The sequence below is a fragment of the Streptomyces sp. CHD11 genome (assembly GCF_018638295.1).
In the GTDB taxonomy this organism is placed as follows: Bacteria; Actinomycetota; Actinomycetes; order Streptomycetales; family Streptomycetaceae; genus Streptomyces.
In genome coordinates, this window is record NZ_JABTTS010000003.1 from 63,837 (window position 1) to 89,538 (window position 25,702).

The following is a 25,702-nucleotide window of genomic DNA, read 5'->3' on the forward strand; positions in this document are numbered from 1 at the left end:
GGACGACCGCGCTGGCCGCGCGAGGTCGAAAGCGTCCGGTTCGTCACCCCTTCGCGCTCGCGTCCCGTCCCGGGATCCAGGGAGATATCTCGCGAAGGAGATTTCCGTGACAGCGAAGTCCGCAGCCGCGGCAGCACGGGCAACCGTGTACGGCTACCCCCGCCAGGGACAGCAGCGGGAACTGAAGGAGGCCATCGAGGGCTACTGGAAGGGCCGCGTCACCGCCCACGCCCTCCATGCCACCGCCGCCGAACTGCGCGCCGCCAACTGGCACCAGCTCGCCGGCGCCGGGATCGACGAGGTCCCCACCGGCGACTTCTCGTACTACGACCACGTCCTCGACACCACCGTCATGGTCGGCGCCATCCCCGAACGCCACCGTGCCGCCGTCGAAGCCGACGCGCTGGACGGCTTCTTCGCCATGGCCCGCGGCACCCAGGACGTGGCACCGCTGGAGATGACGAAGTGGTTCGACACCAATTACCACTACCTCGTCCCCGAGTTGGGACCCGACACCGTTTTCACCGCGAACTCCACCAAGCAGGTCGCCGAGCTGACGGAAGCACTCACCCTGGGCCTGACCGCGCGGCCCGTCCTGGTCGGCCCCATCACCTACCTGCTGCTGGCCAAGCCCGCACCCGGCGTGGCCGCCGACTTCGAGCCGCTCACCCTTCTCGACCGGCTGCTGCCGGTGTACGCCGAGGTCCTCGCCGACCTGCGCGCGGCTGGCGCGGAGTGGGTACAACTGGACGAGCCCGCGCTCGTCCAGGACCGAACCCCGGCCGAACTGAACATAGCTGCCCGCGCCTACCGCGAACTCGGCACCCTGACCGACCGGCCCAAGCTCCTGGTCGCCTCCTACTTCGACCGGCTCGGCGACGCACTGCCGGTGCTGGCCAAGGCCCCCGTCGACGGCCTCGCCCTGGACTTCACCGAGACCGCAGCCGCCAACCTCGACGTCCTCGCGGCCGTGGGCGGACTGCCCGGCAAGCGCCTTGTCGCCGGGGTCGTCAACGGCCGCAACATCTGGATCAACGACCTGGCCAAGTCCCTGGCCACTGTCGGCACCCTGCTCGGGCTGGCAGACCGGGTCGACGTGGCCGCTTCCTGCTCCCTGCTCCACGTCCCTCTCGACACGGCTGCCGAGCGGGACATCGAGCCGCAGATCCTGCGCTGGCTCGCCTTCGCCCGCCAAAAGACGGCCGAGGTCGTCACTCTGGCCAAGGGCCTCGCCCAGGGCACCGACGCGATCACGGGCGAGCTGGCCGCGAACCGCGCCGACCTCGCCGCCCGCGCGAACTCCCCCATCACCCACGACCCCGCCGTCCGGGCTCGCGCAGCCGTCGTCACGGACACCGACGCCCGTCGCTCCCCGCCCTACGCCGAGCGAACCGCCGCCCAGCGGGCCCATCTCGGCCTGCCCCTGCTGCCGACTACCACCATCGGTTCCTTTCCGCAGACGATCGAACTGCGCACCGCCCGCGCCGATCTCCGCGCGGGCCGGATTGACACCGCGGGCTACGAGGAGCGCATCAAGGCGGAGATCCAGGACGTGATCTCCTTCCAGGAGAATGCCGGCCTCGACGTCCTCGTCCACGGCGAGCCCGAGCGCAACGACATGGTGCAGTACTTCGCCGAGCAGCTCACCGGCTATCTGGCCACGCAGCACGGCTGGGTCCAGTCCTACGGCACCCGGTACGTGCGCCCGCCGATCCTGGCGGGCGACATCTCGCGGCCCGAGCCGATGACGGTGCGCTGGACGGCGTACGCCCGGTCCCTGACCTCGCGTCCGGTCAAGGGCATGCTCACGGGTCCGGTCACCATGCTGGCCTGGTCGTTCGTACGCGATGACCAGCCGCTCGGCGAGACGGCCCGGCAGGTCGCCCTCGCCCTGCGCGATGAGGTGAGCGATCTGGAGGCGGCCGGGACTTCGGTGATCCAGGTGGATGAGCCGGCACTGCGGGAGACGCTGCCCCTGCGCGCCGCCGACCACGCCGCGTACCTCGACTGGGCCACGGAAGCCTTTCGCATCAGCACCAGCGCGGTGCGACCGGACACCCAGATCCACACGCACATGTGCTACGCCGAGTTCGGCGACATCTTCCAGGCCATCGACGACCTCGACGCGGACGTCATCAGCCTGGAGGCCGCCCGCTCCCACATGCAGGTCGCCCGCGAACTCGCCGACCACGGCTACCCCCGCGAGGCGGGACCGGGCGTCTACGACATTCACTCGCCCCGCGTTCCGAGAGCCGAAGAAGCGGCCGAACTGCTGCGCACCGGCCTCAAGGCCATTCCCGCCGAACGGCTGTGGGTCAACCCCGACTGCGGCCTGAAGACCCGCGGCTGGCCCGAGACCCGCGCCTCCCTGGAAAACCTGGTCGCCGCCGCCCGCACGGTCCGTGAGGAACTCCCCGCGTCCTGACGCCAAGCCGGCCGGCCGGCCGGGGGAGGAAGCACGTGCCGACCTCTCCCGGCCCCGGGCACGAGAGAAGAGCGCCAGCACATGGCTCTCGGTATCCACGTCCGGCTTCGAGGTTCCGCTGCAGCAGGCTTGGGACGCCGGTCTGCGGCGGACTCCGCAGCATCACCTCCCGGTGAGGCCCGCGTGCCGTTTCCACGGGTAGCTGTCCCAGACTTCGTCCAGGATGGCGTTGCGGCCGAGGTTCTGACCTGTGAGCGCAGGGCCCAGGGAGTACGTGGACTGGAGCGCGTCCGCCTGCCGTTCAAGGAGAACCCGATTTGCCGACGTGTCTCGCAGGGTGACGAGGTGTTCGAGTTCCGCAACGCTGCAGACCGTGACTGACGTACCTGTATCTGGCTGTCCTTCACGTTGGAAGGGTGCGTTGGCTGTGTGGAACGGTTCCATGGTCACAACCAAACCGTGCACAGGCCGGTCCACGGGTATGTGGGTGAAGTTCGGGTGCCTGCTGGTGATCAGGGCCGCGGTGACTTCGACCTGCTGGCGGGCGTGCTTGAGCTGGCGCAGGGCTGCATTGGTTCTGTCGAGTACACCGAGGCGTAGCTGGGTGGGACGGGTCGGCTTCACTTCGACGAGGAGGACCAGGTCGTCGAAGACGACGATCCAGTCGACGCTGCGACGCTCGTCGCGATAAATGATCTCGGCGTGCACCGTGGCGTCGGGGAGCTGGCGCAACTGGCGTCCGGTGTATTGCTCGAAGAGGTCTCCGAGATCCTGGGCGAAGGGGCTCCCGAAGCGGGCCATGCCGAGGTAGTACAGGCCAAGGGGGCCGCCCTTGCGAGCAATGAGGTGAGTTAGCCTCGATCTTGCATGACGGTCCGCCGACGGAGTTGGTGGGCCGTTTCATTTTCGTGGCTGGTGAAGGGCAGGCCGGGGTCCCGGGTGTCGCCTCGGGTGGGCGCCGGGTTCCACTGCTCCGGACTGAGCTGGTGTTCTCGTAGGGGCGGGAAAGTCGCTGTTCCATCGGGGTTGGGCAGGAGGGCGAGTCGTTCGAGTGCGCCTGTGATCTCGCTGGTCCAGGGCCAGTGTCGGGTGAGGCGGAGGATGCGGCGTCGGCCGGTGGTGACGAGCTGGGCGGCTGCGGAGAACAGGCGGAACCGCAGGCGGCGGGGTTCCCAGAGCCGGGCCCTCCCATGATCAGAACAGCTCCCAGAGGGCCCATACCGTAGAGCATGGGGAAGTCCTTGCCGAGTTCGGTGATGAGGAAGGCCAGCCTGCGAGGGCGAGGATCAGGAAGGGACGCCTGATGACGTGACGGCAAATGATGGCCCGTCGACGCCATGCTCCCTGCGCTTCGGTGAGGCGTGTCCAGCCTGACGTGACATGACGTCAGCGTAGTCGGTGCACCAGCCGTCAGGCAGATGCGCGTTCGCGAGAGGCCCTTGAAGGACAAGGAGATGCCTTGCCCCCGGCTGGCTCGCTCTCAGGCAGCCGCAGCCTTAATTTGGGTCAGTTCACGGCGAAGTTCTGTGCGGCATTGGGTGTAAAGGGCCTGGTAGATCGTCTCGTGGCTCAGGTGCATGTCTGGCCGTTGATCGAAGCATCTGCGCAGAGCGTGGCAGATCTCCCCTCACCCTGCGGGCTCTGCTCAGCGGCGAGCCCCATGCAACCCAGGGCGAGAGCCCCAGTGCGCGATCGCTGTCGCGGGCGGCACCTGGATCTGGGCCCGGTGCGCTTCTGCCACCCTCGCGTCACCGTCGATGAGGAAGACGGCCGGCGGGCACTGACCGCGCTGGAGAGCGGGCACGGCGAAGGGTGCGAGGTCACCGTACGGCCCGTCGATGGCAAGTGTTTCCGGCTCCTGCGGCAGGACGCCACGCCCGCCACCGGGTGGGAGCCCGGTGGCGCTGGGCCTGTCCGGATTCTCCGAGCCCCGCTGAGGCCCTGCACGAGAACGATGCCGAAGGCTCTTGCTGTCGCATGCGGACGGGTGTTGTCCCTTACGGTCGTACTGCCTGGAGTGGGCCGTCAGCCACCGTCGCGGGCAATCCACGGGCGGATGCCGGTCTGGACTGGCTCGGCCGCTTCCTCGAGCATGGCGCCGTTGAGGCCGTCGAGGTGCCGTCCAGCGTGGTCCGGTGGTGTGCGGCGGTGCGCTGCACGGTCAGCCGCCCGCCACCGGGAGTGAGGGAACGTTCGGCGTCCAGCAGCCCGTGCGGGCGCGCCAGGGGCAGGCCGCTCTCTCTGCCGTGCAGGAGGGGCAGGCCGTCGTACTCGCTGTACGGGCCTGCGACGCCGCGGTTTTCGGCCGTCGTGCGGTCCTTCATTCAGCCGGGCGGGCGGTAGGACATGAGGTGCTGGCCTCTTGAGCCCGGAGCGCTGAGAGTCGCCGTCCTGCACCCTGTCGCCAAGCGCTGCGCCTACGAGCGCGTCGGCCCCAGCCGCGACGCCAGCACGGCCGGGCAGGACGGTGAACTGTACGGTTCCCTCGGATGGTGTCCCGGCCCAAGCCGGGCACCTCGGTACAAGGACCGGAGCCACTTTGCGCGGGCGGCACCTGTCCCGGCGTTCCGGGAGACGGCGCCGGTCCTGCGGGCGTCAGGTGGTGGTGGGCCAGGTCCGCAGCAGGGCGGCGATCTTCCCGGCGGTGCAGGCCGGGTCCAGGAGCAGGTCCTTGAGAGCGAGGGCGTCGGCGCGGGCGGGTTTGACGGTGATCCCGGCGGCATCGAGGTACATGACGCCGGTGGCGGCGGCGACGGCAAGATTGGAGCGTTCCAGCCAGCGGCAGCGGCCCAGGGTGTGCACCAGGGCGGCGGCCTTGGCGTAGGGGCCGTCGTAGACGGGCTGCTCGAACAGTTCGGCCCGGTGGCGGGCGACCGCTGAGACCGGGACGCCGTAGTCGTCGGGGGCTGGGTCGTTGACCCCGGCGGCCTCGGCGACCTGCAGAATCCAGGGGACGTCGATGTGCAGGTCCATCAGGCGGCGCGCGCTCCCCGGGGCGTGTGCTGGGCGTCTTCGGCTTCGTCGAAGAGTGCCTGATGATCGGTCAGGAATCGGGCGGCGGCGTCGACCGCGCGGGTGCGCAGGCCGCTGGCGTCGTCCTGCACCAGGCGGGCAAGATAGTCCCCGATACTCAGTCCCAGGTCGGCGGCGCGCTTCTTCGCGAGTTCCGCGACATCCTCGTCCACGCGTGCGCCCAATTGTGTCTTCGCCATACCCGTATGGTAACAGCTGTTACCACGATGTTCGGGCGGCCGTGCCGCAGCGGCGGCCCCGACGACGGTCGCCAGGCGGCCGCCGCGGTCGAGAACCGCCCCGGCGCACCAGGTGCCGGGGCCATCCGCCGGGCACGGGTCGCCGCCCAGTCCGACCGGGTCGTACTCGGCCCTCTTCTGGCTCGGCCGCTCCCCCGTGGGCGAGCCGAGACGAGTCCTACATCAGAACGGCCGGACTGGCGTCCTCGGCCGTCCAGTCCCCCGCGAACAGGGCGGCAACCAGGTGTACGTGCTCATCGGGGAGTCGGCCGGAGCGGTGCTTCGTGCGGGCTTTGGCGAGTCAGGCGCCGATCTTGACGGTGTCGCCGTCGACGCGGATGGCCTCGCGGGCGGCGGGGTCGCGGCCTTCGCGATGGAGGAAGAGCTCCAAGAGCTGGACGGTCTCCTCGAGGTGCGGCGGGCGGGGCTATAAGGGGGTTGATGTCGAGGGTGAGGCCAAGGGCGGTCATCAGCTGCTGGCCGTCGGCGAGGGCCGGCCAGGTGGTGAGCTGGCGGGCCAGCCAGGGGCCGATCTTCACGCCGCCGAGGTGGGTGTCGCGCGTCAGGGCGGCGGGGTCGGCGCCGGAGGCGAGGTGGGCGCGCAGCAGGTGGTACTTGCGGTGCCGGTCTGCACTGTGCGGCAGGCGCCAATCGGGGGCGAGGGCGGTAAGGGCCTCGGCGTGGGGCGGGTCGAGGGTGTTCTTGGTGGCGCGGGCGGTGAGATGGCCGTGGGTGCGCAGGTAGTCGGCGGCTGCGGCAAGGCGGGCGCGCCAGGCGGCGTCGTGCTGGTCCCAGATCATGTTCCTCGGCACCGAGGGGTTCGCCGCCCCGGAACTGTCCAGGACCCCATGAAGTTACGCCGTCCAGCGACATCTACGGCGTCGGCAGAGGCATCGCCTGGGCCCTCACCGGCACACTGCCGGAGACCAACCTGCCGCTGCTGTCTCCTCCCGGCCCGTGGCGCCCCGTCGGGCGCGCGGCCACCCATCCGGATGCGCAACGCCGCCCCCAGACCGTCAGCGAGCTGCTCGTCGAGCGGGAGGTGACCAATCACCGCTCATGCCTACCACGCGGCAGGCCAACAGCGCCTGCGTACCGCCTCCGAGGCCCTCCTGATGGATCTCATTCCGGAACGATCAGTAAGACGCGACCCGTATCGCTCCGACGACTGCGGTGTGGACGGTGAACCGAAACCACGACCCACGATGCCGCGCCGTCCGGTGAGCGCGCGAGCGAGACGGGTCGGCGCGCTGCCACGTGCCTCGCGCGGCAGCAACGGCGGCGGCCATGAATCGGCGAGATCAAGGACAGCCGCTACTTGGCTGGCTGTGCGATGCCGGTACGCAGGACGGTGGTGCGGAACAAGGTCACCAGAGGTCTCAGGTCGACCCGGTGCCACGCAGCCCACAGCTGGACGCTTGTCTCGTGCCAGGGAAGCTCGCGCACCGCGACCTCCTCAGTGGTGGCGCGGACCATGCTCTTCTGCACGAAGGCGAGTCCGAGGCCAGAGGCGACCAGACCGAGTGCGGTCAAGGGCTCAGCCGCGTCGAAACGGATGTCGGGCCTGAAGCCGGCCGCCGTGCAGGCGGCAACGAACGTGTCCCGCCAGGCGGGGTCCTGGGCGTTCTCGACTGCGATCCACGGCTGACCGTCGAGGTCCCCGGGGGTCACTTTTTCCTGGTCCGCGAGAGGATGCCCGGCGGGCATGGCGAGCAGCAGCGGGTCCTCGAGCAGGGGGGCGGCCAGCAGGTCGGGATCGTCCCCGCTGGGAGGTGCATGGACGAGGGCGATGTCGAGGCTGCGCTGCCGCAGGCCTTCGAACTGCTCGGCCGGCGGAAGGTTGTACAGAGCGATGTGAACACCGGGGCGTTCACTGTGCACAGCGCGTAGCGCGCCGGGCAGGATGCCGGTGTGCATGGCGTCCGCCACGTAGCCGATGCACAGGCCGCCTTCATCTCCACGGCCCAGCCGACGGCCCAGGTTCTCCAGGCGGTCCGCATGCTGCAGCAGTGCGCGGGCTTCGGCCAGGAAGACCTTGCCGTCACGAGTCAGCCGGATTCTTTGCTGGCTGCGCTCGAACAGGGTGAGGCCGAGGTTCTGCTCGAGCTGAACGATCTGCCGACTGAGTGGCGACTGGGACATATGCAGCCGCTCGGCGGCTTGGCCGACGTGTTCGGTCTCGGCGACGGCTACGAAGTAGCGGAGTTGCCGCAGGTCAAGCATGTAAGACCTCTAAGGACTCAAGTGTGTCGAAGTAAGTCTTGGACAGTCTTAAGTGTAGATCCTAGCCTCGGACACGTCAGCCGACGGAGCGCGCAGAAGGCGCGAAGAGAACACATCCGTCGCCGTTCGTACAGCAAGGATCTGCACCATGTCCATCACGTCCTTCCTGCCCGGCCGCCTGGGCTTCGGCACCGCACCGCTGGGCAACATGTTCCGGGCCATACCCGACGAGGAAGCCGCGGCCACCGTGGACGCTGCCTGGGACAACGGCATCCGCTACTTCGACACCGCGCCCTTCTACGGCGCGGGTCTGTCCGAGATCCGGCTCGGAGACGCGCTGGCCCGCCGCCCCCGCGAGGAGTTCGTCCTGAGCACGAAGGTCGGCCGCGTCATCCTCGACGAGATCGAAGATCCGTCCGCCCGCGACCTGGGCGAGAAGGGCGGACTGTTCGAACACGGACGCCCCAACAAGATCGTCAACGACTACTCGGCCGACGCCACGCTGCGCTCCGTCGAAGACAGCCTCAAGCGGCTGAGGACCGACCGCCTCGACATCGTGTGGGTACACGACGTCGCACAGGACTTCTACGGCGACGAGTGGCTCGCCGCGTACGAGACGGCCCGCACCGGCGCATTCCGGGTGCTGCAGAGGCTGCGCGACGAAGGCGTCATCAAGGCCTGGGGCCTTGGCGTCAACCGGGTCGAGCCCTTGGAGCTGACGCTGGACCTCGAGGAGCCCAAGCCGGACGCGTTCCTCCTCGCCGGCCGCTACACGTTGCTTGACCACGAGCGCGCCCTGCAGCGGCTGCTGCCGGCCGCGAGGACCCAGAACGTCGACATCGTCGTCGGTGGACCGTACAGCTCCGGCGTGCTGGCCGGCGGGCGGCACTTCGAGTACCAGAAGGCCCCCGCCTCGGTCATCACCAGGGTGGAGCGCATCAAGGCACTCGCAGGGCAGCACGGCGTGGGCACCAAGGCGGCAGCGCTGCAGTTCTCCCTTGCTCACCCCGCGGTCGCCGCGGCCATTCCCGGCGCCTCCCGGCCCAGCCGCATCGCTGAGGACGTCGCGGCACTCGGCCAGAAGGTCCCGGCGGCCTTCTGGGCAGCTTTGCGCACGGAAGGACTGATCACTCAGGACGCCCCCGTACCCAGCGCCTGACCACTACGTCACCCGAACAGGAGACGACCATGGCAACTACGACCGCAGCCATCGACATCCCGGTGCCCGCCGACCGCGTCTGGCAGCTCATCGGCGGCTTCGACTCCCTGCCTGACTGGCTGCCCTACATTCCCGCGAGCACGCTCGGCGAAGGCGGCCGCGTCCGCAGCCTCACGAACGAGGAAGGCGGTGTCATCGTCGAACGCCTCGAAGCGTTCGACAACCAGGCGCGTACCTACAGCTACTCCATTCTGCAGGCCCCATTCCCTGTCACCGGTTACCGCTCCACCCTCACCGTGCACGAGAAGCCCGGCGGGCAAAGCCGTGTGGAGTGGTCCGGCACCTTCACCCCGGCCGGTGCAAGCGAACAAGAAGCGATCGCTCTGTTCCACGGCATCTACACCGAAGGGCTGGCCGCACTGAAGAAGACACTCAAGGCGTGAACACGGACGCGGGATGCCCGGTGGCGCCGCCCGGCTCCGCAAGAAGTCTGTCCGGCGTCAATGGGCCCTGCGCGAGGGAGCCTTGCAGCTTCCGACCGCTGCCTGTCGTGCTGGTTCTGTCCGGCCGAAGCTGCGGGTTCCCCACAGCAACCTGCAGGCCACCGTTGCGCCTGACCGCCACGGCCTGCGCAAGCAACGGCTCACACGCCGGACAGGCACTTCGGGAGAACGGGAAAGGCCCACCCCGTGGCGCTGCGTTGCGTGAACGCGCTCGGAGCGAGAAAGCGGGGTGCCCGCGGCGGAGCGCCCGCGACTCCTACAACTGCCCGAACACCAGCGATACAACAAGGAGACCCACATGACCAGTCCTTCGACTCCGGCCAGCCACCGCACAAAGGGTCTTTGCCGACCACGGGCGCCGACTCGGCACAGGAGATCTGGACGGCATCAGTGCCAATTACGTGCGCGATGCGGTTTTCATCACTTCCCAGGGCATCCTGCGGGGGCGGGAAGGCGTCAGGAAGGGCATCGGCGCACTGTTGGCCGATCTGCGCGATGCAAATGGGAGCTGAATCCGCAAATCGCCGGTGAGGTTCTCTTCCTGGAGTGGTCGGCTACCAGCCCGACGGCGCGCATGAGGGACGGCGTCGACACCTTCGTCTTCCGACATGGCTACATCCAGGCGCAGACCGTCCGTTGCACCCTGGTCGCCGGCGACTGACCAGCAGTTGGCCAGACCACCGAGTCTGGTCACCGCTGTACCGATGGCCGGCGGCGCTGCCAATGCCGGATCCTGCCACCCACTGGCCGCCCCTCCCCCGCAGCGGACGCGTTCCCGGAGGACTGCGCCACTTCCGCGAACGGCACCGTCCACTCCGTGACCGGCTGACCTCCGAGCATTACCAGGTCAACGCGCAGCCGTTGTGCCGAGTTCACGGTCGCTCCCCCATGCCTCCCCGCGCCTCGCGGCCGGCGTGCGACTGCGCCCAGCCAGGGGCAGCCACGGTTGCCGCACAGGCACATCCGTCCGCTCCGCTGGATCACCTGGTATCGAGCCCTCGGCCGGTGCCGGTGTGCGGGGGCGGGCCGTCCCCGCACACCGGCATGGGTCAGTCCACGGTCACCACATTGCGCGGGGCCTCCGCCAGGCCGGCGGACAGGGCGCCGAACCTGCTCTCGACCGCTGACTTCTCGGCCGCGTTCGGGTACGGGTTCTTGCACGATACGCCGGCGCTGCTCCCCGACATCAGGCTCGTGCAGGGACCGGGTTTGCGGTCCGGCAGGCCCAGGATGTGGCCGAGTTCGTGCGACGAGATGCGGACCGTGTCGTACCCCTGGTTGACCGCCTGCCGTCCGATGTACACGGTTCCGTTGCCGAGCGAGGTGGTCAGGGCCCGGGGCCAGCCGTTGTCGGCCAGGATCCGGATGTTGGCGCGTTGTCCGGCGGCGGCCGGGCGCAGTTCGACTGCCTCCACGCTGGCGTTCCAGATCGCCGCACCCCGATCGACGGCGGCCCTGAACTCCGCCGAGGCACTGGCGTCATAGGTCACGACGCGAGCCGCCTGGGACTGGTCGGCAGGGCCTGTTGATGCCGCGTAGGCCTGGCCGCCGACCAGAGTGCAGGTCATCGTGAGGGCGGCGCTGAGGACATGGGCGAGCGGGCGTGAGTACATGGTCGACCTCCTGCGAGACGGGTGGCGTGCACATGTCACGTGCTTGTTGGACTGTCTGCCCGTGTCCGGCAGGCCCCAATCCGTTAATTCGACACCGCCGGTCGGCCGGTCCTCTTCACCAGTTCACGCTCAGTAGGCTTACGGGTCAGCCTTCAAGTGAGCAGGCTGGCGACCTCGCGGACGGCGTCCCGGGCGGTGCGGCCGACGCCGATGAGGGTGGCCGAGGCCGGGCCGGTCCAGTCGCCGTAGCCGAGCAGGTGCAGCCGCGGCTCGCCGAGGGCACGTGTCCCGTCGGTGGGGATGCGTCCGCGCGGACCCCGCAGGTTCAGCGGGGCAAGATGGGCCAGTGCCGGGCGGAAGCCGGTGCACCAGACGATCACGTCCGCGTCGCTCTGGCTACCGTCGGCCCACCGTACACCGGTAGCGGTGAGCTGGGCGAACATCGGCTTGGCGGTCAGGAGTCCGGCGTCGCGGGCTTCGCGTACGGGCGGCACGGCCACGATGTCGCCGAGCGAAGCGACTCCGCCGGTGTCGGTGAGGCCGGCGTCCAGGGCGCGGCGGCGGGCGGTGGCGACATCGAACAGGGCACGGCCGTCGATGTCGTCCGGCAGGAACCGCGGCGGGCGCTGGGTCACCCACGTCACGTCGACTTGGCCGTCCAGGGCGAGGTCGGCGGCGATCTGGGCGCCGGAGTTGCCGCCACCGACCACGACGACACGCTGGTCGGCGAAGTCGGCAGGACAGCGGTAGTTCACCGTGTGCAGCAGCCGGCCGGTGAGGGTCCGGTGGCCGGGGACGGCGGGCAGGAGGGGCCGCGACCAGGTGCCCGTGGCACTGATGACCGCACGGGCCCGCCAGGTGCCGGAATCCGCCTCGATCAGGAGCCCGTCGCCGTCACGGCGTACGGCGTCCACGCGGGCGCCGTGCTGGACGGGCAGGTCGTAGCGCTTCCTGTAGTCGGCCAGGTAGTCCACCACGTGCCCGGCACCCGGATACGTCTCGCCCGCCTGGGCGGGCATAAGGCGGCCGGGCAGCGAGGAATGCTCGGCCGGGGAGAACAAGCGAGTCCCACATGTGCTGCCAGGACCCGCCCGGCGCCGCCTCCGCATCCAGGATCACGAAGTCGAGACCCTGGCGACGCAGGTGGTAGCCGGCGGCGAGCCCTGCCTGGCCGCCGCCGACCACTACCACATCCGTCTGCTGGGTCACGGGGCCGTCGTCACCATGTCGGCGGCGAACTTCCTTCGCCAGGCGAGCGCGATGTAGACCAGGCCGATCAGCACCGGCACTTCGATGAGCGGGCCGACGACACCGGACAGGGCCTGGCCCGAGGTGACGCCGAAGGTGGCGATGGCGACCGCGATGGCCAGCTCGAAGTTGTTGCCCGCCGCGGTGAAGGCGAGGGTCGCGGTGCGGTCGTAGGCCAGGCCCAGGCTCTTGCCGAGCAGGAACGTGCCGAAGAACGTCACGGCGAAGTACACCAGCAGCGGCAGCGCGATCCGGACGACGTCCAGCGGCTGCGACGTGATGGTCTTTCCCTGCAACGCGAAGAGGATGACGATCGTGAACAGCAGCCCGTACAGCGCCCACGGCCCGATCCTCGGCAGGAACCGCTGCTCGTAGTCGGTGCGGCCGAGCTTCTTCTCGCCGAGGCGGCGGGTGAGGAAGCCGGCCAGCAGCGGGATGCCGAGGAAGATGACGACGTTCAGCGCGATCTTCCACATGGAGATGTCCAGGTGCTCGCCGTCGCCGAGGCCCAGCCAGCCGGGCAGCAGACCGAGGTAGAACCAGCCGAGCAGGCCGAAGGCGAGGACCTGGAAGACGGAGTTCAACGCGACGAGGACGGCGGCGGCCTCACGGTCGCCACAGGCGAGGTCGTTCCAGATGATGACCATGGCGATACAGCGGGCCAGGCCGACGATGATCAGGCCGGTGCGGTATTCCGGCAGGTCCGGCAGGAAGATCCATGCGAGCGCGAACATGACCGCCGGGCCGACGATCCAGTTGATGACCGGCCGGATCGGGAAGCCGTGGGCGGTGGTCCACGACAACCAGAAGATCCCAGCCCTGCGGCGCCTGTATATGACGGCCACGCCCCGGCTGTGGCAGCTCGGGGACGAGGACGAAGCCGGTGCACCGGGCGAGCTGGTCGCGAGCATGGACGACGACCCCACGGGTCCCTTCGGCAGCAGGGCGTTCACTTTGACGCTCTCGGAGGCCATCGACCGGGGCATCTGTGCCCCCTACCAGGTTGTATGCGTCGATGTCACCGATACCGCGCTCCAGGCTGCGCAGCTCCTGGGCGCCGAAAGCCGCTCTGCAGAGGTCCGTGGGGCCCGGCTCGCCGCTCTGCAGACGGCCCTGGTGAAGGCGTCCGCCGAGGAGAATCTCCGGCACACGCTCGTCTTCCACCACGTCGTCAAGGAAGCCGAGGCGTTCGCGGTCGGCCTTCCCGACGTCGCCGCGCAACTGCACGCATCCGACCCCGCGCTGTACCCCAAGACGATCTGGGCGGACTGGCTGTGCGGGGACCACAATCCCCTCCACCGCCGTCGGCTGCTGGGCGAGTTCGCCGCCGGCATCGCCACGGACGGCACCGTCGTGGAGAAGTGCTTCCTGAGCTCGGTGAAGGTCCTGGGCGAAGGCGTAGATATCCGAAATTGTGACTCTGTGTACTTCGCGGATGTGCGCGGGTCGATGCCGGACCTGGTCCAGGCCGTAGGCCGGGCGCTGCGGATGCAGCCTGGCGAGGGCAAGATGGCCTCGCTCGTGGTGCCGGTCCTACTCGGGCCGGGCGAGACGGCGGACAGCATGCTCACGTCCCGGGCGTTCGGCGGGCTCGCCAAGCTTTTGGAGGCGCTGCGGGCGCACGACGCCCGTGTCGTGGAGCAGCTCGCCGAGCAGCAGCCGCAAAGCCGCGTGAGGGGCGTGCAGAGCCGTAGCAGAGTGGCAGGCGAGGAAACCGGGAGCGACCGGAGCGACCGTGACGTGTCGGTGCCGGCCCGGGCCCTGCTGAAGTTCTCCACACCGCGTGATCCGGCGCAGTTGGCCGCGTTCATCAACCTGCGCGTCCTCAACCCCGAGCACGAGCACTGGCGGCGCGGCGTGGAGGCGGCCGTCATCTACGCCCGCGAGCACGGCGATCTGAACGTGCCGTTCACGTTCCGCGTGCCTGCCGTCGACGACCAGGAGGCGGAAGCCACGGGGTGGCCGGCCTCGCTCGCCGATTTCCCGCTGGGACAGTGGACCGCCGACGCGCGCCGGTTCTACGCCCGCGGCGACATGGACGAGGACCGCATCGCGCAGCTGGAGAAACTCGGCATGATCTGGTCGCACTTCGACGTCGCCTGGGAGGAGGGCCTGTCCGCCGCGCGCGGGTGGGCCGCCGAACACGGGCACCTCCTGACCCCGCTGAACGCCACCTACCAGGGGTACCGGGTGGGCATCTGGCTGAAGAATCAGCGGGCCGCCGCCCGGAAGGCACAGGAGATCGAGCAGCAGGCCGAGGACCTGCCCGTGGGCTCCGTCGCCGGGGCGCTCTCGGACGAGCGACGCGAACAGCTCGAGGACATTGACCCGTCCTGGTGCCCGGCCTGGCCCGTGGAGTGGCAGCGCGCCTTCCATCTCGTCCGGTTCCACCTCGATGCCGGCGGAACCCTGCCCACGAAACCGGGCGACGTCGTGCACCAGGGCGAAGACCTCGGCCGGTGGGTCCGCACGGTTCGATACGGCTGGGACAAGCTGACCACCGTGCAGCAGTGGCTGTGCGAACAGGTCCTCGGAATCGAGCCCGCCACCGAGGACGAGAAGCCGCCCCCGCGCCGCACACAGGCCGACAAGTGGGCCTTGAACTACCAGGCCGCCCGCCAGTTCTACGAGCGTGAGGGGCACCTTCGAGTGCCAAGGAAGCACATCGAACGGATCGTCGGCGAGGAGCGGGAGCACAAACTGGGGGCCTGGATCGGGAATCAGCGCAGCCGGGCGGCGACACTGATGCCGGAGCGGATGGAACAGCTGTCCGCAATCGGCATGCGCTGGGCGTAACGCACCCACGCAACAGTGAGCTGGGCAGAACGTCTGCACGGCCCACAGCTGTGTGGTCTCACCGGCGGGTCGTGTACATGTGCAGGACCCTGTCGAGCGCCGCGGACCGGTCCGGGTGCCCGAGGACGACCTACTCGCAGGTGTCCGCGAGATGCTGGTTGCCGCTCTTCACTCGGCTGCCACGCAACCTGCCGGTGATTCCGCCAAGGTACCAGCGGAAGCCACTGAATGCCCGTGCCACTGACCTTTCCGCGTCCTTCGCATGCTCACGGCTGCGCAAACTCCCTATGCTGCAAAAGCCTTTACGAGGGGGACGAGTCCCCATGGTGTCGACGCGGAGGTTCGATGGATCCGGCCAGCATCGGTACAGCCGCTCGTATCGCCTCGTCGGTCGCGCGACCGATCATCGCCAGACTCTTCGTCAAGGAAGGGCTGGGCGCCGGGCTCGTCGACAAGCCGGTACGTGTGTCGCAGTTGGTGTGTTGGGGCGAGAAGCGCAAGTTGAACCAGCTCGACATGTGGAAGATCGCCCGCGAGTTAGTCAAGGTGGCCATCGAGGCGAACCCCCATGAGCCGCCTATTGCGTCCGATGAACGCGAAGCCCTGGCGGACGCCCTCGCGGCGACGCTCAGCGCTCTGGGAGACCTGGAAATGGACGACGTCCAGGCAGTCCGGCTCGGTCAGGAGGCACTGGCGCGTCGCTTGAAAAGAGAACGTCCGGACGCCACCAGCGACCTGTCTGCTGACGCCACCGTCCTGTACGACAGCCTCGTCGATCTGAGCTGTCTGCACATCCTGCATTTCTTCACCCAGCGCTCGACCTTCGTCGCCAGTGCGCTAGTCGCGCAGGCCCGCCTGCTCGATGAGACCCTGCGCGCGCTGGACGCACTGGTGGACCGGATACCTCGTCCCGGCAGCGCTGATCAAGAATTCGAGATCCGCTATCTCGCCCACATCGAACGCAAATACGGCAAGCTCAATATTTTCGGCCTTGACCTCAGCGACCCCAGTCGGGCCCGCTGGCCACTGGACACCGCATACCTGAACCTGGAACTGGCCTCGCAGCATGCCGGAAGCTCACCGTCAGCGAACCGCCAGCGCGTGGAGGAAGCCCTCTCCGGTTGTACCCGGGCGATGCTGCGTGGGACGGCGGGGTCAGGCAAGACCACCCTGCTGCAGTGGATGACCGTATCCGCCGCACAGGGGACCTTCCCCGACGGGTTGGCAGGACTGCGGGGCCGAGTGCCATTCATGCTTCCCCTGCGCGCACTGGTCCAGCAGCCGGGCTTGCCACGCCCCGAGCAGTTCCTCGGCGCGGCTGGCAGCATCCTGCACGGATTGCAACCCGAACACTGGGCCGACCGAGTGCTGGCGAGCGGCCGGGGCATGGTTCTCATCGACGGCGTGGACGAGGTTTCAGAGAGCGAACGCCCCAGCGTACGACGCTGGTTGCACGAGCTCGTCGACCACTATCCTAGGACGTTCTTCCTCGTCACCTCCCGCCCATCCGCCGTGGACACGCACTGGCTCGCGGAGCTCGACTTCGCCGAGTTCAACCTTCTCCCGATGACCCGCCACGACGTCGACCGCTTCGTCGAACGGTGGCACGAGGCTGTCCTGACCACGCTCGATGAACCCGATGAACGACAGGCAGTGGAACGCTGTCGTGACGCATTGAGCACCACACTTCGGCAGAAGTACGACCTGTACCGGCTGGCCACCAACCCCTTGATGTGTGCGCTCGTCTGTGCCCTGCACCGCGACCGGCTCACCCATCTGCCCGAGCGCCGCATGGAGCTTTACGCAGCCGCACTGACCATGCTGCTTGTGCGCCGCGACAAGGAACGCGAGATCGCTGCGCCGCAGGGGCTGGCACCAACGGAGGAGGCCCAGGTCCAGCTGCTCCAGCGGATCGCATACTGGTTGATCCGCAACGGACGCTCGGAAGCAGCCCAGACCACCGCGGTCCGCATCATCCGCGAGAAGCTGCCGGCCATGCCGCACCTGGCACCACCCGACCGCGCCGAGGACGTCTTCAGCTTCCTGCTGCTGCGCAGTGGGCTCCTGCGCGAGCCGTCAGCCGGCATGGTGGACTTCATCCACCGCACATTCCAGGACTATCTCGGAGCCAAGGCAGCTGTCGAGACCGAGGACCTCGACCTGCTGGCCGAGTCCGGCCGTGACGACCAGTGGGACGACGTAATCCGCCTTGCCATCGGCCATGCCCGAGACAGCGAACGCGCCTATCTGCTGCGGAAGCTGATCGAGCTAGGAGACCTGACCGCCGACTCGCGGCTGCGCCGACGTTACCACCTGCTGGCCGCGGCCGCACTGGAACACGCCACCACCCTAGACCCGGCCGTCCGCGCTGCGGTGAACCTGCGGGCGTCCGCCCTCATCCCCCCGGCCACCGCGGTGGACGCAGAGGAACTCGCCACCGCCGGCGACATCGTCCTGGACTTCCTGCCCGGCCCTGACCGGTTGGCTCCGGAACAAGCCCGGGCGACGGTGATGACCATCGCACGGATCGGCGGCGAGGCCGCGCTGGACCAACTCGCCCACTTCAAGCGGGTAGCCGACCGCGACGTACGTCAGGAGGTTGCCCTGTCGTGGCCGTACTTCGATGCCCGCGCCTTCGCCCAGGAAATCCTCGATGGGCTGCCGCTGGACGACCTCACATTGCACCTGACCGATCCCGAACAGATCACCTGCCTGCGATTGCTGGACCGTATTCCGCATCTCTTCCTCAGAGGACAGATGCTGACGACCGAACTCGTGGATGTCCTGGCTCCGGAGAGGGCCCATTCGCTGTCGGTCGCGCCGTCGAGCGCCGTCTCCATCACGCTGCCCTCGCTTGCCCCGCTGAGTGGCCTGAGCCGACTCACGATCGAGTCATGCGACGTCATCACGGACCTGACCATGCTCGGTGAGAATTCAGCCGTGGAGCTGTCCCTGTACCGGCTGCCGGACGGTGTGAATCTCTCGTTCCTTGCGTCGGCCGCAAATCTGAGATCCCTGACACTGTCTTCTTTGCACAGCATCCCTCTCCCCACCGAGCCGTTGTATCAGGTCACCTCGCTCACGCTAGAAGGTGTCCTGACCGAAACGCAGATACCGGACTTCGCGGAGGCCTTTCCCTCGCTGACCTCACTCACCCTGCACCTGACGTGCCAGAGCTATCAGTCGGCTGTCGACCTGGCGCCGCTGCAGAAGGTGCCGCGCGCGCAGATCAACGTCACCCTCGTGGACGGCGGAAAGGTGCATGGTCTTGAGTTGCTACCCGCCGAGCGCGTCGTCGTGCGGCACGAGGGACGGGGCAGGCAGGAAGGCCGAAGCTGGACCGGTCGGCTACGGCGGTTCCGCACATAGATCGATGCGGGAATTCTCATGTCATGACACTGAATCTTCTCGCTTGATACCAACAAATTACTACCTGACCAGCCATAACTGATGACATCCAGTGACCCTGACCGCGTGATGTCGTCATGATGGTTGCGCAGGCCGGTTCCGGTGAGGCAGCTGTCGAGGACGTCGTGTCGGTACTGGAGCTGGCGTAGGCCGCGCCGGACTGCGGTGATCAGGTCGTTCAGGTCGGCGGACGACCGGTTGGCTGTGGTGGTGCGCCGCGGCACGGACCAGATGCCCTCGACCGGATCGAGGTCGGGTGCGTAGGGCCGCAGCTGGAAGACGGTGAGCCAGTCACGGTCGGCAATGTAGCGACGCATTCCGGCGGTGAGGTGAGGTGGGTGTTGAGATTGTCCCAGACCAGCACGATCGGGCCGCCGAGCTGCTGATGGGCACTCTGGACGAGGTCGCGGTAGTCCTTCAAGGAGAGGCTTTTACGCCCGTCGGGGCAAGCCTCCGGGCAGGGCCAATAGATCAGCCGGGAGGGTTCGCCAGCCTTGTAGCAGGCCAGGGCGGCAACCGATAAGCGGCAGCAGGAGCAGCCCGCACGCGGATCACCGGGGTGGGGGCCGCGGCGGGACCAGGTGCGGGTGGTCGGCGGCGTCATCGAGAAGCCGGCCTCGTCTTCGAAGACGAGCCGGGCGTCGAGCGTCGCCAGTTTCGTCGTTCTTGACCGGTCCCGACGGCAGCTAGGTGTATTGATCACGAGCGTTGTTAACGCTGGCGGGGCTTGAACATGGCGAAGACCTCCGGTGTGGTGGAGCTGTCTAGGACTGCACCGCACGGAGGTCTTCGTGTCCCACCGTAATGCCCGGCTGACCGTTCACGGCAGGCGGCTGCTCATCGAGCGTGTCCGCACCGGCCGCCCTGTCGCGCACATCGCAGCGGAGATGGGCATCTCGCGCGTCACGGCCCACAAGTGGGTCCGCCGCTGGAGGTCCGAAGGCGAGCAAGGGCTGCACGACCGCTCCAGCCGTCCCCGCACCACGCCGCACCGCACCCCGGCAACCACCGAGACCCAGGTGTGCCGTCTGCGCCAGGACCGAAAGCTCGGCCCCGCCCGCATCGGCCCGATCCTGGGGCTGCCCGCCTCAACGACTCACCGGATCCTGGTCCGCCACGGTCTGAACCGCCTGGCCTTCCTGGACCGGCCCACCGGAGAGATCATCCGCCGCTACGAGCGCGACCGGCCCGGCGAACTCGTCCACGTCGACGTCAAGAAGCTCGGCCGGATCCCCGACGGCGGCGGCCACAAGGTCCTGGGCCGCCAGGCCGGCCGTGCCACCCGCAGTGGCATGGGCTTCGACTACATCCACTCCGCCGTCGACGACCACACCCGCCTCGCCTACAGCGAGATCCACGGCGATGAGAAGGCCGCCACCTGCGCGGCCTTCCTCCGCCGGGCCGCCGCCTTCTTCACCGCACACGGCATCGACCACATCGAGCGGGTCCTGACCGACAACGCCTGGCCCTACCGCAAGAACTTCGCCTGGCGCGACGCCCTGGCCGACCTCGGCGCGACCGGCAAACTCACCCGCGCCTACCGTCCGCAGACCAACGGCAAGGTCGAACGCTTCAACCGCACCCTGCTCGACGAATGGGCCTACCTACGGCCCTACACCAGCAACACCGAACGAACAGCAGCCCTGGCAGACTTCCTGCACACCTACAACCACCACCGATGCCACACCGCACTCAGCGACCACCCACCGATCAACCGCGTAAACAACGCTCCGGGTCAATACAGCTAGGGCCTGGCCCAGGTGGCACCTGGATGGGGTTGTTGCACATGCCGTAGCGGCATGTGGTGGGGTCGGGGCACCACAGCACGAAAGGCTCTGTCTGCGATGTATCCCTCCCTCACGCCTCCCCGGCAGGTCAAGATCGGTGATGCAGCCGCGTTCGCCGGGATCACCCCACGCGCCATCCGCCATTACCACGAGATCGGTCTGCTGCCGGAGCCCGAGCGCGGCGGGGACGGCCGCCGCCGCTACGGCTATGACGACATGACCCGCCTGCTGTGGATCCGCAAGATGGCTGATGCTGGTATCAGCCTGGACGACATGCGGGCCGCCTTCGGTGAAGCCCGGGACGAAGCCCTGGACCAAGCCTCAGATATCGAGTCGGTCCTGAGCAGGCTGGAGGAAACCTTGGCGGCGCAGGAGACCGCCATCAAACGTCGGCGCGCGGCTGTCCAGCGCCTGCAGGCGGTGGGCAGCCCTCTGGGGCTGCTCTCGGAACTGGTCACGGACCGGCTCAGTCACCTGCCCCCGGGCGCGTTGCGCCCCTCCGATCTGGACGCCCTGCTGGTCACGGAACGGATCTTCGGGCCGCTGGGCGCCGCCATCCAGGCCAGCACGTTCATCGTGCTGGCCACCCACCCCGACCTGCGGGCCGAGGAGGACCGCCTTGAGGCGGCCGAGACCGCCCTCGACGACGGCGTCGAACCCGACGACCCGCGCGTCGACGAGCTCGCCGTACAGCGATGCGCTCACCAAATGGCCCTGAACCACGCCATCGAGGCAGCTGGTCTTGACGCGGCCGAGGAGAAGATCTTCGAGATCTACGACGCCGACCTGAAAGGGGAGGAGGGCACAGAGATGAGTGCCGCCGCAGCGATCACCAAGATGCCTTACGACTTCTCTCCTGCCCGGATGCGCTGCATGGAACTCGCCGGACGACTCTTCGGCGAGGCACTTGCCGACGCCCACCCCGCGGACAGCTGATCGCCTGTGTGGCACTGACGTGGCCCGACAACCGGTCGCGTTCATCCACATGTGACCGATCGGGTCAGACGTCGAGCCCGGGCCGTAACCAAGAGTGACATCACAACTGGCCGTACGTGGGGATTCCGACCTGGCCGCTGCCCCCGGGGCATGCTGAGGCCATGAGCGCTGACCCGCGGATCAGCACCCTGGCGACGGACGTGGCTCGCCTCTGCCCGGCGGGGTGCTTGTTCTTGGCGCCGGGTGGCCGGCCGGGGCCGATTTCTCGGGGTTTGGGAACACGGGTCGGCAGGCGAGGTGAACGCGGATGTCCCGAAACCCTCGGCGGACCCGGGCCGGGGTGAGCCGGTCGGAGGTGGTGAGAGTCTCCCCGGGCCAGCGGAGATCGGCGGCGAGGGGCCGGGTGAGCCGGAGCTGAGTGTGGGCGACGATCAGGATCCAGGTCCAGCGGTCCGCGGCTTCGGGAGTGCGAAGTTTCGGGGTGGTCCATCCGAGGGTCTGCTTCGCGAAGCGGAAGGTGTGCTCCAGGTCGGAGCGGCGGAGAAACGCCTGCCAGAGGCGGTCCACGTCGTCCGGGGTGGCACCGGTCTTGGAGGACCATAACCACACCGGCGGGGCATCCCGGTCCTTCGACAGATGCTCGACCTTCAACCGCATCAACGTACCCTCGACCAAGGGCAGTTCGCGTTCGTGGTCGAGCCATGAGGAGCAGTGGGTGAGCTGCGGGTGGACCCGGTCCCATGCCTGGGTTCCAGCCTTGCCGTAGTTGATGGTATCGGTGACCGTTGTGAACGCGGGCTCGGGCCAGGTGTCCGGCTTGGTGAAGCGGAACTCCGGACCGTGCTTGGGCGGCCGGCCGTTGACACCGTGCATCCTCAGCGGCTTCGGCAGGCGCGTGACGCGGTCGGAGCGGACCCGGCCGACCATCTCGACCGGCAGGTCGCGCAGGACCCAGGCCAGGCGGGTGACGTCGTAGCCGGCGTCGAAGACGATCACGATGGCCGGGTCCCCGGCCTGCCACTGGCCTGCGGCAATGAGCCGTTCAACGACTCCTCGGAGCTGGGCGGCGGTGACCGCGGTCGCATCGTCCGCGGGGCCGAGCCGAACCGCGTCCAGGATCGCAGTCCAAGAGGTGGCACCCGGCTCCAGCACGGCCACGAAGGAGTAGGGCCAGCCCGGAATGAACTGCGACGCTGTCCTCGCGCGACCGTAGACGTGGCAAAACAGCCGCTCTGCTGAACATGGTGCATCCGAACGGAGCCATGGCGACACGTCGACCGCCAGGACCAGGCGCCCGCCCTCGAAACGCGGCAGCGACAGCCCGGCCAGCACCGTCTAAGGCCGGTCGGCGTCGATCCGGCCGTGGCTCAGGCCGCCATACATCGCTCCGTGCCCGCGACGAAGCTCGGGCAGCAGCGTCAGGTCCACCGGGGACTTCACCGCCCCGTCCGCACACAGCACCGCGTCCGCCAGCTCGAACAACTCGTCGCGCCGGGCCGTCAGACACTCGTAGTCACCCCGGAAGCGTGACGCTTCCCTTCGGACAGCATCAGGCAGCGGACTCACCCTCACGGCCTTCGTCGTGGTCACGTGCACCTTGGTCGGAGCACATGATCAGACGAGGGCCGCCCCCACGTCCGGCGAATCCCCATGCGAGCGAATCCGTTCGAGACGCCATTCGAGCCCGTGGCACCATGTACCGCATGACGACGAACCGAAAGGTCCATGCCGCGTAGACGGCCAGGACAGATCCGTGCTGGCGCCCCCGCCAGCCACCTGACAACCGGTGCAAGGCCAGTTATCGACGGCCTGTCTTCGCGTGCACTGTCCGAAATCGCCCGTCTCGAGCACACCCGCAACTATCTGCAGTCAGGCGATGTCAGTACAGCTGTGGGCCTGTGGAAGAACTACGTCCACCAGCCCGAGCGCGATCTGTGGCACGACTACGAGTGGGGCAACGTGCACTGGTACTGCTGCGGCAACCCCCTCGAAGCCCGAGCCCTCCTCGCCACCGTGATGCAGGCCATATCACCCCGAAGTGCCCGCGAACTGCGAAAGACTGTCAGCCGGTCAGACGCCGTCCGGGACCGTCCATCCCATGCCCGCCCTATGACGCGGACGGTAGATAAAGAACAAGCTGAAGTCGGCGTGGGCCTGTTCGACGGCTTCGGGATACGCCTCGCGCTTGGCGTGGTCGGCGAGCGCCCGGTAGATGCTGGCGACGGAGGGGTTGTGGCCCTTGCGCTTGCCGGTGGGGATGATCAGGTCGGGCTGAATCTCAAGTGCCCGGCTGTCGGTTGGCAATCTGAAGCAGCCTGCTGAAGGTGTTTCGCGTGGCCACCGGGCGGTCCGCAGGAGGGCCCTGGGGGTGGTGCGTCAGCCTGAGGCGCCGCTGCGCCGGGCGTAGGCGCGAGCGGCACGGGCACGGTCGCCGCAGCGTGTGGAGCACCAGTGGCGTCGGCCGTGGGTGCGCAGGAGGAACCGGTCACAGGGGGCTGATCCGCAGGCGGCGAGGATGTCGGGGCCGGTGAGCAGGTCGGCGGCGTCGGCGGCGAGGGTCGCCAGTGCGTGGTTGACGGCCTGGTCGGTGGGGTGCGCCTGAACGCGGCGCAGCCCCCGGGCTCCGTCCCAGGCGAGGAGGGGGACGGTGGGCACGGCCGTGAGGGCCTCGTTCACCGCGCGCAAGGACTCCTCGGGCGGCGTGGTGGTGTCGACGCGGGCGGCGATCAGGGCGCGAATGTGGGCGCGCAGCGTGCGCATCCGCTGCGCGCACACCTCGTACAGCTGCACGTCCGGGGTGGTCAGGTCGTGGGCGGCGAGCCAGCGCATGGCGGATTCCGGGGCGGCGAGCAGGTCGTAGCTCTGGCCGACGGGCAGGGTGGCGGCGGTGTCGGCGAAGTCCAGGGAGCAGTACCGGTCGGCACCCGGTGCCGGGGGAAGAGCGGTCGGTGCCACCTCGGGGGCCAGGGTGTCGTCCATGCCTCTCATGGTAGCGCTTGCGTTTTTCCGTGATGCCTGCCTAGCCTGGCATCACGTCAACCGCAGGTTTTTTTCGTGAGAAACGGAGACGTGATGTCCCAACTCAACGCCAATCAGTTCCCGATCCGCACGTTCGGCGGTCCGACCGCCCTGTTCGAGTACGGCGGCCTGCGCTTCCTGACCGACCCGACCTTCGACGGCCCCGGCGACTACGCCTCGCCCGGTGGCCCGACCCTGACCAAGACCGCCCCCTCCACCACCACACCCGCCGATCTCGGCCCCATCGACGTGGTCCTGCTCTCCCACGACGAGCACGCCGACAACCTCGATACCTCCGGCCGGGCCCTGCTCGCCGACGTCCCCCTCACCCTCACCACCCCCGGCGGCGGCAAGCGCCTCGGGCACAAGGCCAAGGGCCTGGCCGACTGGGAGACGGTCGAGCTGGAGCGCCCGGGCGGCGGCACCACCACTGTGACCGGAGTCCCTGCCATCCACGGCCCCGGCGCGCGTGAGGAGATCGAGCCCTTCACCGGCCAGGTCGTCGGCTTCGTCCTGACCGGCGAGGGCCTGCCGACGGTCTACGTCAGCGGCGACAACGCCTCGCTCGACGCGGTCAGGGAGATCGCCGACCGCTTCGCCCCGATCGACACCGCCCTCCTGTTCGCCGGAGCACCCCGCTTCCCCATGCTCTTCGACGGCCGACCGGTCGTCCTGGACAGCGCCCAGGCCGCCGAGGCCACTCGGATTCTTGACGCCCGCCGTGTCGTCCCCGCCCACCACGACAGCTGGGTCCACTTCACCGAGGGTCGGGACGAGCTGGAGGCAGCCTTCGCCGCCGCGGGCCTGACCGACCGCCTGGATCAGGACTGGGCGCAGCGCGCCTGAGCCCGAACCGCCAATCAGGTCCGCCGGGATGTCCAGGCCCCGCAGCAGATCCCCCGCGCGTACGGTCTGGCTCCCGGCGATAACCACGCGAACGCCCAGCTGCCGCAGTGCGGACAATGCCGGGCGGACGTCGTCGTACAGGTCGCCCTCATCCAGGTCTTCCCCGCGGCCGGCGGCTTCACGGGCCTGGTACTCGGCAGCGACATCGATTCCCGGCCTCGGACGCGACAGTCACCGCTGACCGTTCCTCACCGGCGTCTCCCGCACCCGACTGGAAGGCAGGATCAGCGACCCGCAGGCGATGACCGTCCAGCAGCCCCTGGCATTGAAGGAGTAGTACCGGCCTTCCCAGTCCGAGCTCAAGATCGCCCGAGCATCGCCAGTGAGCGGCACAGGTTCCGCAGGTCGGCGATGGAAGGGAGCTGGCGAGCTACGTGATAGACAGTTACGTGCTCGTTCAACCGGATATCTCTGGCACCCAAAATCTCT

17 protein-coding genes and 7 pseudogenes are annotated in these 25,702 nt (G+C 68.6%); 8 read left to right on the forward strand and 16 right to left on the reverse strand.

The features are described 5' to 3' along the window. The first annotated feature begins 106 nt into the window (after positions 1-106). The gene (gene metE, locus HTV45_RS03905; protein WP_215204163.1) at positions 107-2,425 is read left to right on the forward strand and encodes a 5-methyltetrahydropteroyltriglutamate--homocysteine S-methyltransferase; all 2,319 of its coding nucleotides are present in this window, start codon (positions 107-109) and stop codon (positions 2,423-2,425) included. A 162-nt stretch (positions 2,426-2,587) separates the two neighbouring features. On the opposite strand, the gene HTV45_RS03910 is transcribed toward metE, so the two are convergent. The 8 genes and pseudogenes from HTV45_RS03910 to HTV45_RS03935 form a co-directional block, all read right to left on the reverse strand. After that, on the reverse strand, positions 2,588-3,226 hold the full coding sequence (locus HTV45_RS03910) for a hypothetical protein (RefSeq protein ID WP_215204164.1): 639 nt from the start codon (positions 3,224-3,226) through the stop codon (positions 2,588-2,590). A 221-nt stretch (positions 3,227-3,447) separates the two neighbouring features. Continuing rightward, positions 3,448-3,615: pseudogene (locus HTV45_RS03915) on the reverse strand (transposase); the annotation flags it as partial. Positions 3,616-3,926: 311 nt separating this feature from the next. Further along, positions 3,927-4,034: pseudogene (locus HTV45_RS33930) on the reverse strand (IS30 family transposase); the annotation flags it as partial. Positions 4,035-4,422: 388 nt separating this feature from the next. Beyond that, positions 4,423-4,749 carry a DUF6420 family protein gene (locus HTV45_RS35190; protein WP_368860777.1) on the reverse strand — a complete coding sequence of 109 codons (327 nt, stop codon included), beginning with the start codon at positions 4,747-4,749 and terminating at the stop codon, positions 4,423-4,425. Positions 4,750-5,020: 271 nt separating this feature from the next. Next, complete coding sequence (locus HTV45_RS03920; RefSeq protein ID WP_215204165.1) at positions 5,021-5,398, reverse strand: fic family toxin-antitoxin system, toxin component; 378 nt, start codon at positions 5,396-5,398, stop codon at positions 5,021-5,023. Further along, the gene (locus HTV45_RS03925; protein ID WP_215204166.1) at positions 5,398-5,637 is read right to left on the reverse strand and encodes a hypothetical protein; all 240 of its coding nucleotides are present in this window, start codon (positions 5,635-5,637) and stop codon (positions 5,398-5,400) included. Before HTV45_RS03925 ends, HTV45_RS03920 begins: the two co-directional genes overlap by 1 nt. Positions 5,638-5,930: 293 nt before the next feature. Next, a complete protein-coding gene (locus HTV45_RS03930) occupies positions 5,931-6,476 on the reverse strand; it encodes a hypothetical protein (protein WP_251691228.1) in 546 nt (181 codons plus the stop codon). A gap of 514 nt (positions 6,477-6,990) precedes the next feature. Further along, positions 6,991-7,899 carry a LysR family transcriptional regulator gene (locus tag HTV45_RS03935; protein WP_215204167.1) on the reverse strand — a complete coding sequence of 303 codons (909 nt, stop codon included), beginning with the start codon at positions 7,897-7,899 and terminating at the stop codon, positions 6,991-6,993. A 148-nt stretch (positions 7,900-8,047) separates the two neighbouring features. Between HTV45_RS03935 and HTV45_RS03940 the strand changes: the two genes are divergently transcribed. Together HTV45_RS03940 and HTV45_RS03945 are read left to right on the forward strand one after the other, a co-directional pair. Further along, the gene (locus HTV45_RS03940; protein ID WP_215204168.1) at positions 8,048-9,058 is read left to right on the forward strand and encodes an aldo/keto reductase; all 1,011 of its coding nucleotides are present in this window, start codon (positions 8,048-8,050) and stop codon (positions 9,056-9,058) included. A 29-nt stretch (positions 9,059-9,087) separates the two neighbouring features. Further along, positions 9,088-9,501, forward strand: a complete 414-nt coding sequence (locus HTV45_RS03945) for an SRPBCC family protein (protein ID WP_215204169.1) — start codon at positions 9,088-9,090, stop codon at positions 9,499-9,501. A gap of 1,109 nt (positions 9,502-10,610) precedes the next feature. On the opposite strand, the gene HTV45_RS03950 is transcribed toward HTV45_RS03945, so the two are convergent. From HTV45_RS03950 to arsB, 3 genes and pseudogenes are all read right to left on the reverse strand, one after another. Next, positions 10,611-11,174 carry a snapalysin family zinc-dependent metalloprotease gene (locus HTV45_RS03950; RefSeq protein ID WP_215204170.1) on the reverse strand — a complete coding sequence of 188 codons (564 nt, stop codon included), beginning with the start codon at positions 11,172-11,174 and terminating at the stop codon, positions 10,611-10,613. Between the two features lie 152 nt (positions 11,175-11,326). Further along, a pseudogene (locus HTV45_RS03955) lies at positions 11,327-12,383 on the reverse strand (ArsO family NAD(P)H-dependent flavin-containing monooxygenase). Further along, a pseudogene (arsB, locus tag HTV45_RS03960) lies at positions 12,380-13,186 on the reverse strand (ACR3 family arsenite efflux transporter); the annotation flags it as partial. The pseudogenes HTV45_RS03955 and arsB, both read right to left, overlap by 4 nt. Between arsB and HTV45_RS03965 the strand changes: the two are divergent. Both HTV45_RS03965 and HTV45_RS03970 read left to right on the forward strand, forming a co-directional pair. After that, a complete protein-coding gene (locus tag HTV45_RS03965) occupies positions 13,182-15,218 on the forward strand; it encodes a DEAD/DEAH box helicase (protein WP_251691230.1) in 2,037 nt (678 codons plus the stop codon). The pseudogene arsB and the gene HTV45_RS03965 sit on opposite strands and share 5 nt — an antisense overlap. A 345-nt stretch (positions 15,219-15,563) precedes the next feature. Further along, on the forward strand, positions 15,564-18,587 hold the full coding sequence (locus HTV45_RS03970) for an NACHT domain-containing NTPase (protein WP_215204171.1): 3,024 nt from the start codon (positions 15,564-15,566) through the stop codon (positions 18,585-18,587). A gap of 125 nt (positions 18,588-18,712) precedes the next feature. Here HTV45_RS03970 and HTV45_RS33935 read toward each other — a convergent pair. Beyond that, a pseudogene (locus tag HTV45_RS33935) lies at positions 18,713-19,230 on the reverse strand (transposase); the annotation flags it as partial. Positions 19,231-19,417: 187 nt separating this feature from the next. On the opposite strand from HTV45_RS33935, the gene HTV45_RS03975 reads away from it, so the two are divergent. Together HTV45_RS03975 and HTV45_RS03980 are read left to right on the forward strand one after the other, a co-directional pair. After that, entirely contained in the window at positions 19,418-20,374 is a 957-nt protein-coding gene (locus HTV45_RS03975; protein WP_215204172.1) for an IS481 family transposase, read from the forward strand. A gap of 96 nt (positions 20,375-20,470) precedes the next feature. Beyond that, positions 20,471-21,349, forward strand: coding sequence for a MerR family transcriptional regulator (locus HTV45_RS03980; RefSeq protein ID WP_215204173.1), 879 nt, complete (start codon positions 20,471-20,473; stop codon positions 21,347-21,349). 217 nt (positions 21,350-21,566) lie between these two features. Here the strand turns inward: HTV45_RS03980 and HTV45_RS03985 are convergent. From HTV45_RS03985 to HTV45_RS03995, 3 genes and pseudogenes are all read right to left on the reverse strand, one after another. Next, positions 21,567-22,921: pseudogene (locus HTV45_RS03985) on the reverse strand (NF041680 family putative transposase); the annotation flags it as partial. A 498-nt stretch (positions 22,922-23,419) separates the two neighbouring features. After that, positions 23,420-23,653: a hypothetical protein gene (locus tag HTV45_RS33940; protein WP_251691232.1), complete on the reverse strand. Its 234-nt coding sequence runs from the start codon at positions 23,651-23,653 to the stop codon at positions 23,420-23,422. A gap of 72 nt (positions 23,654-23,725) precedes the next feature. After that, on the reverse strand, positions 23,726-24,328 hold the full coding sequence (locus HTV45_RS03995; protein ID WP_215204174.1) for an ABATE domain-containing protein: 603 nt from the start codon (positions 24,326-24,328) through the stop codon (positions 23,726-23,728). Positions 24,329-24,421: 93 nt separating this feature from the next. Here HTV45_RS03995 and HTV45_RS04000 point away from each other — a divergent pair, with 93 nt between their 5' ends. After that, positions 24,422-25,213, forward strand: a complete 792-nt coding sequence (locus HTV45_RS04000; RefSeq protein ID WP_215204175.1) for an MBL fold metallo-hydrolase — start codon at positions 24,422-24,424, stop codon at positions 25,211-25,213. Here the strand turns inward: HTV45_RS04000 and HTV45_RS33945 are convergent. Continuing rightward, positions 25,214-25,432: pseudogene (locus HTV45_RS33945) on the reverse strand (HAD family hydrolase); the annotation flags it as partial. Positions 25,433-25,702 lie beyond the last annotated feature (270 nt).

What these genes read in the sequence shown, in the direction of transcription:
- HTV45_RS03910 (WP_215204164.1), bottom strand. Translation starts at nt 3,226, where the DNA reads ATGGCCCGCTTCGGGAGCCCCTTCGCCCAGGATCTCGGAGACCTCTTC.
- HTV45_RS03965 (WP_251691230.1), top strand. Translation starts at nt 13,182, where the DNA reads ATGACCGGCCGGATCGGGAAGCCGTGGGCGGTGGTCCACGACAACCAG.
- HTV45_RS03930 (WP_251691228.1), bottom strand. Translation starts at nt 6,476, where the DNA reads ATGATCTGGGACCAGCACGACGCCGCCTGGCGCGCCCGCCTTGCCGCA.
- HTV45_RS03970 (WP_215204171.1), top strand. Translation starts at nt 15,564, where the DNA reads ATGGATCCGGCCAGCATCGGTACAGCCGCTCGTATCGCCTCGTCGGTC.
- HTV45_RS03995 (WP_215204174.1), bottom strand. Translation starts at nt 24,328, where the DNA reads ATGGACGACACCCTGGCCCCCGAGGTGGCACCGACCGCTCTTCCCCCG.
- HTV45_RS35190 (WP_368860777.1), bottom strand. Translation starts at nt 4,749, where the DNA reads ATGAAGGACCGCACGACGGCCGAAAACCGCGGCGTCGCAGGCCCGTAC.
- HTV45_RS03945 (WP_215204169.1), top strand. Translation starts at nt 9,088, where the DNA reads ATGGCAACTACGACCGCAGCCATCGACATCCCGGTGCCCGCCGACCGC.
- HTV45_RS03950 (WP_215204170.1), bottom strand. Translation starts at nt 11,174, where the DNA reads ATGTACTCACGCCCGCTCGCCCATGTCCTCAGCGCCGCCCTCACGATG.
- HTV45_RS03980 (WP_215204173.1), top strand. Translation starts at nt 20,471, where the DNA reads ATGTATCCCTCCCTCACGCCTCCCCGGCAGGTCAAGATCGGTGATGCA.
- HTV45_RS03935 (WP_215204167.1), bottom strand. Translation starts at nt 7,899, where the DNA reads ATGCTTGACCTGCGGCAACTCCGCTACTTCGTAGCCGTCGCCGAGACC.
- HTV45_RS03920 (WP_215204165.1), bottom strand. Translation starts at nt 5,398, where the DNA reads ATGGACCTGCACATCGACGTCCCCTGGATTCTGCAGGTCGCCGAGGCC.
- HTV45_RS03940 (WP_215204168.1), top strand. Translation starts at nt 8,048, where the DNA reads ATGTCCATCACGTCCTTCCTGCCCGGCCGCCTGGGCTTCGGCACCGCA.
- HTV45_RS04000 (WP_215204175.1), top strand. Translation starts at nt 24,422, where the DNA reads ATGTCCCAACTCAACGCCAATCAGTTCCCGATCCGCACGTTCGGCGGT.
- HTV45_RS03925 (WP_215204166.1), bottom strand. Translation starts at nt 5,637, where the DNA reads ATGGCGAAGACACAATTGGGCGCACGCGTGGACGAGGATGTCGCGGAA.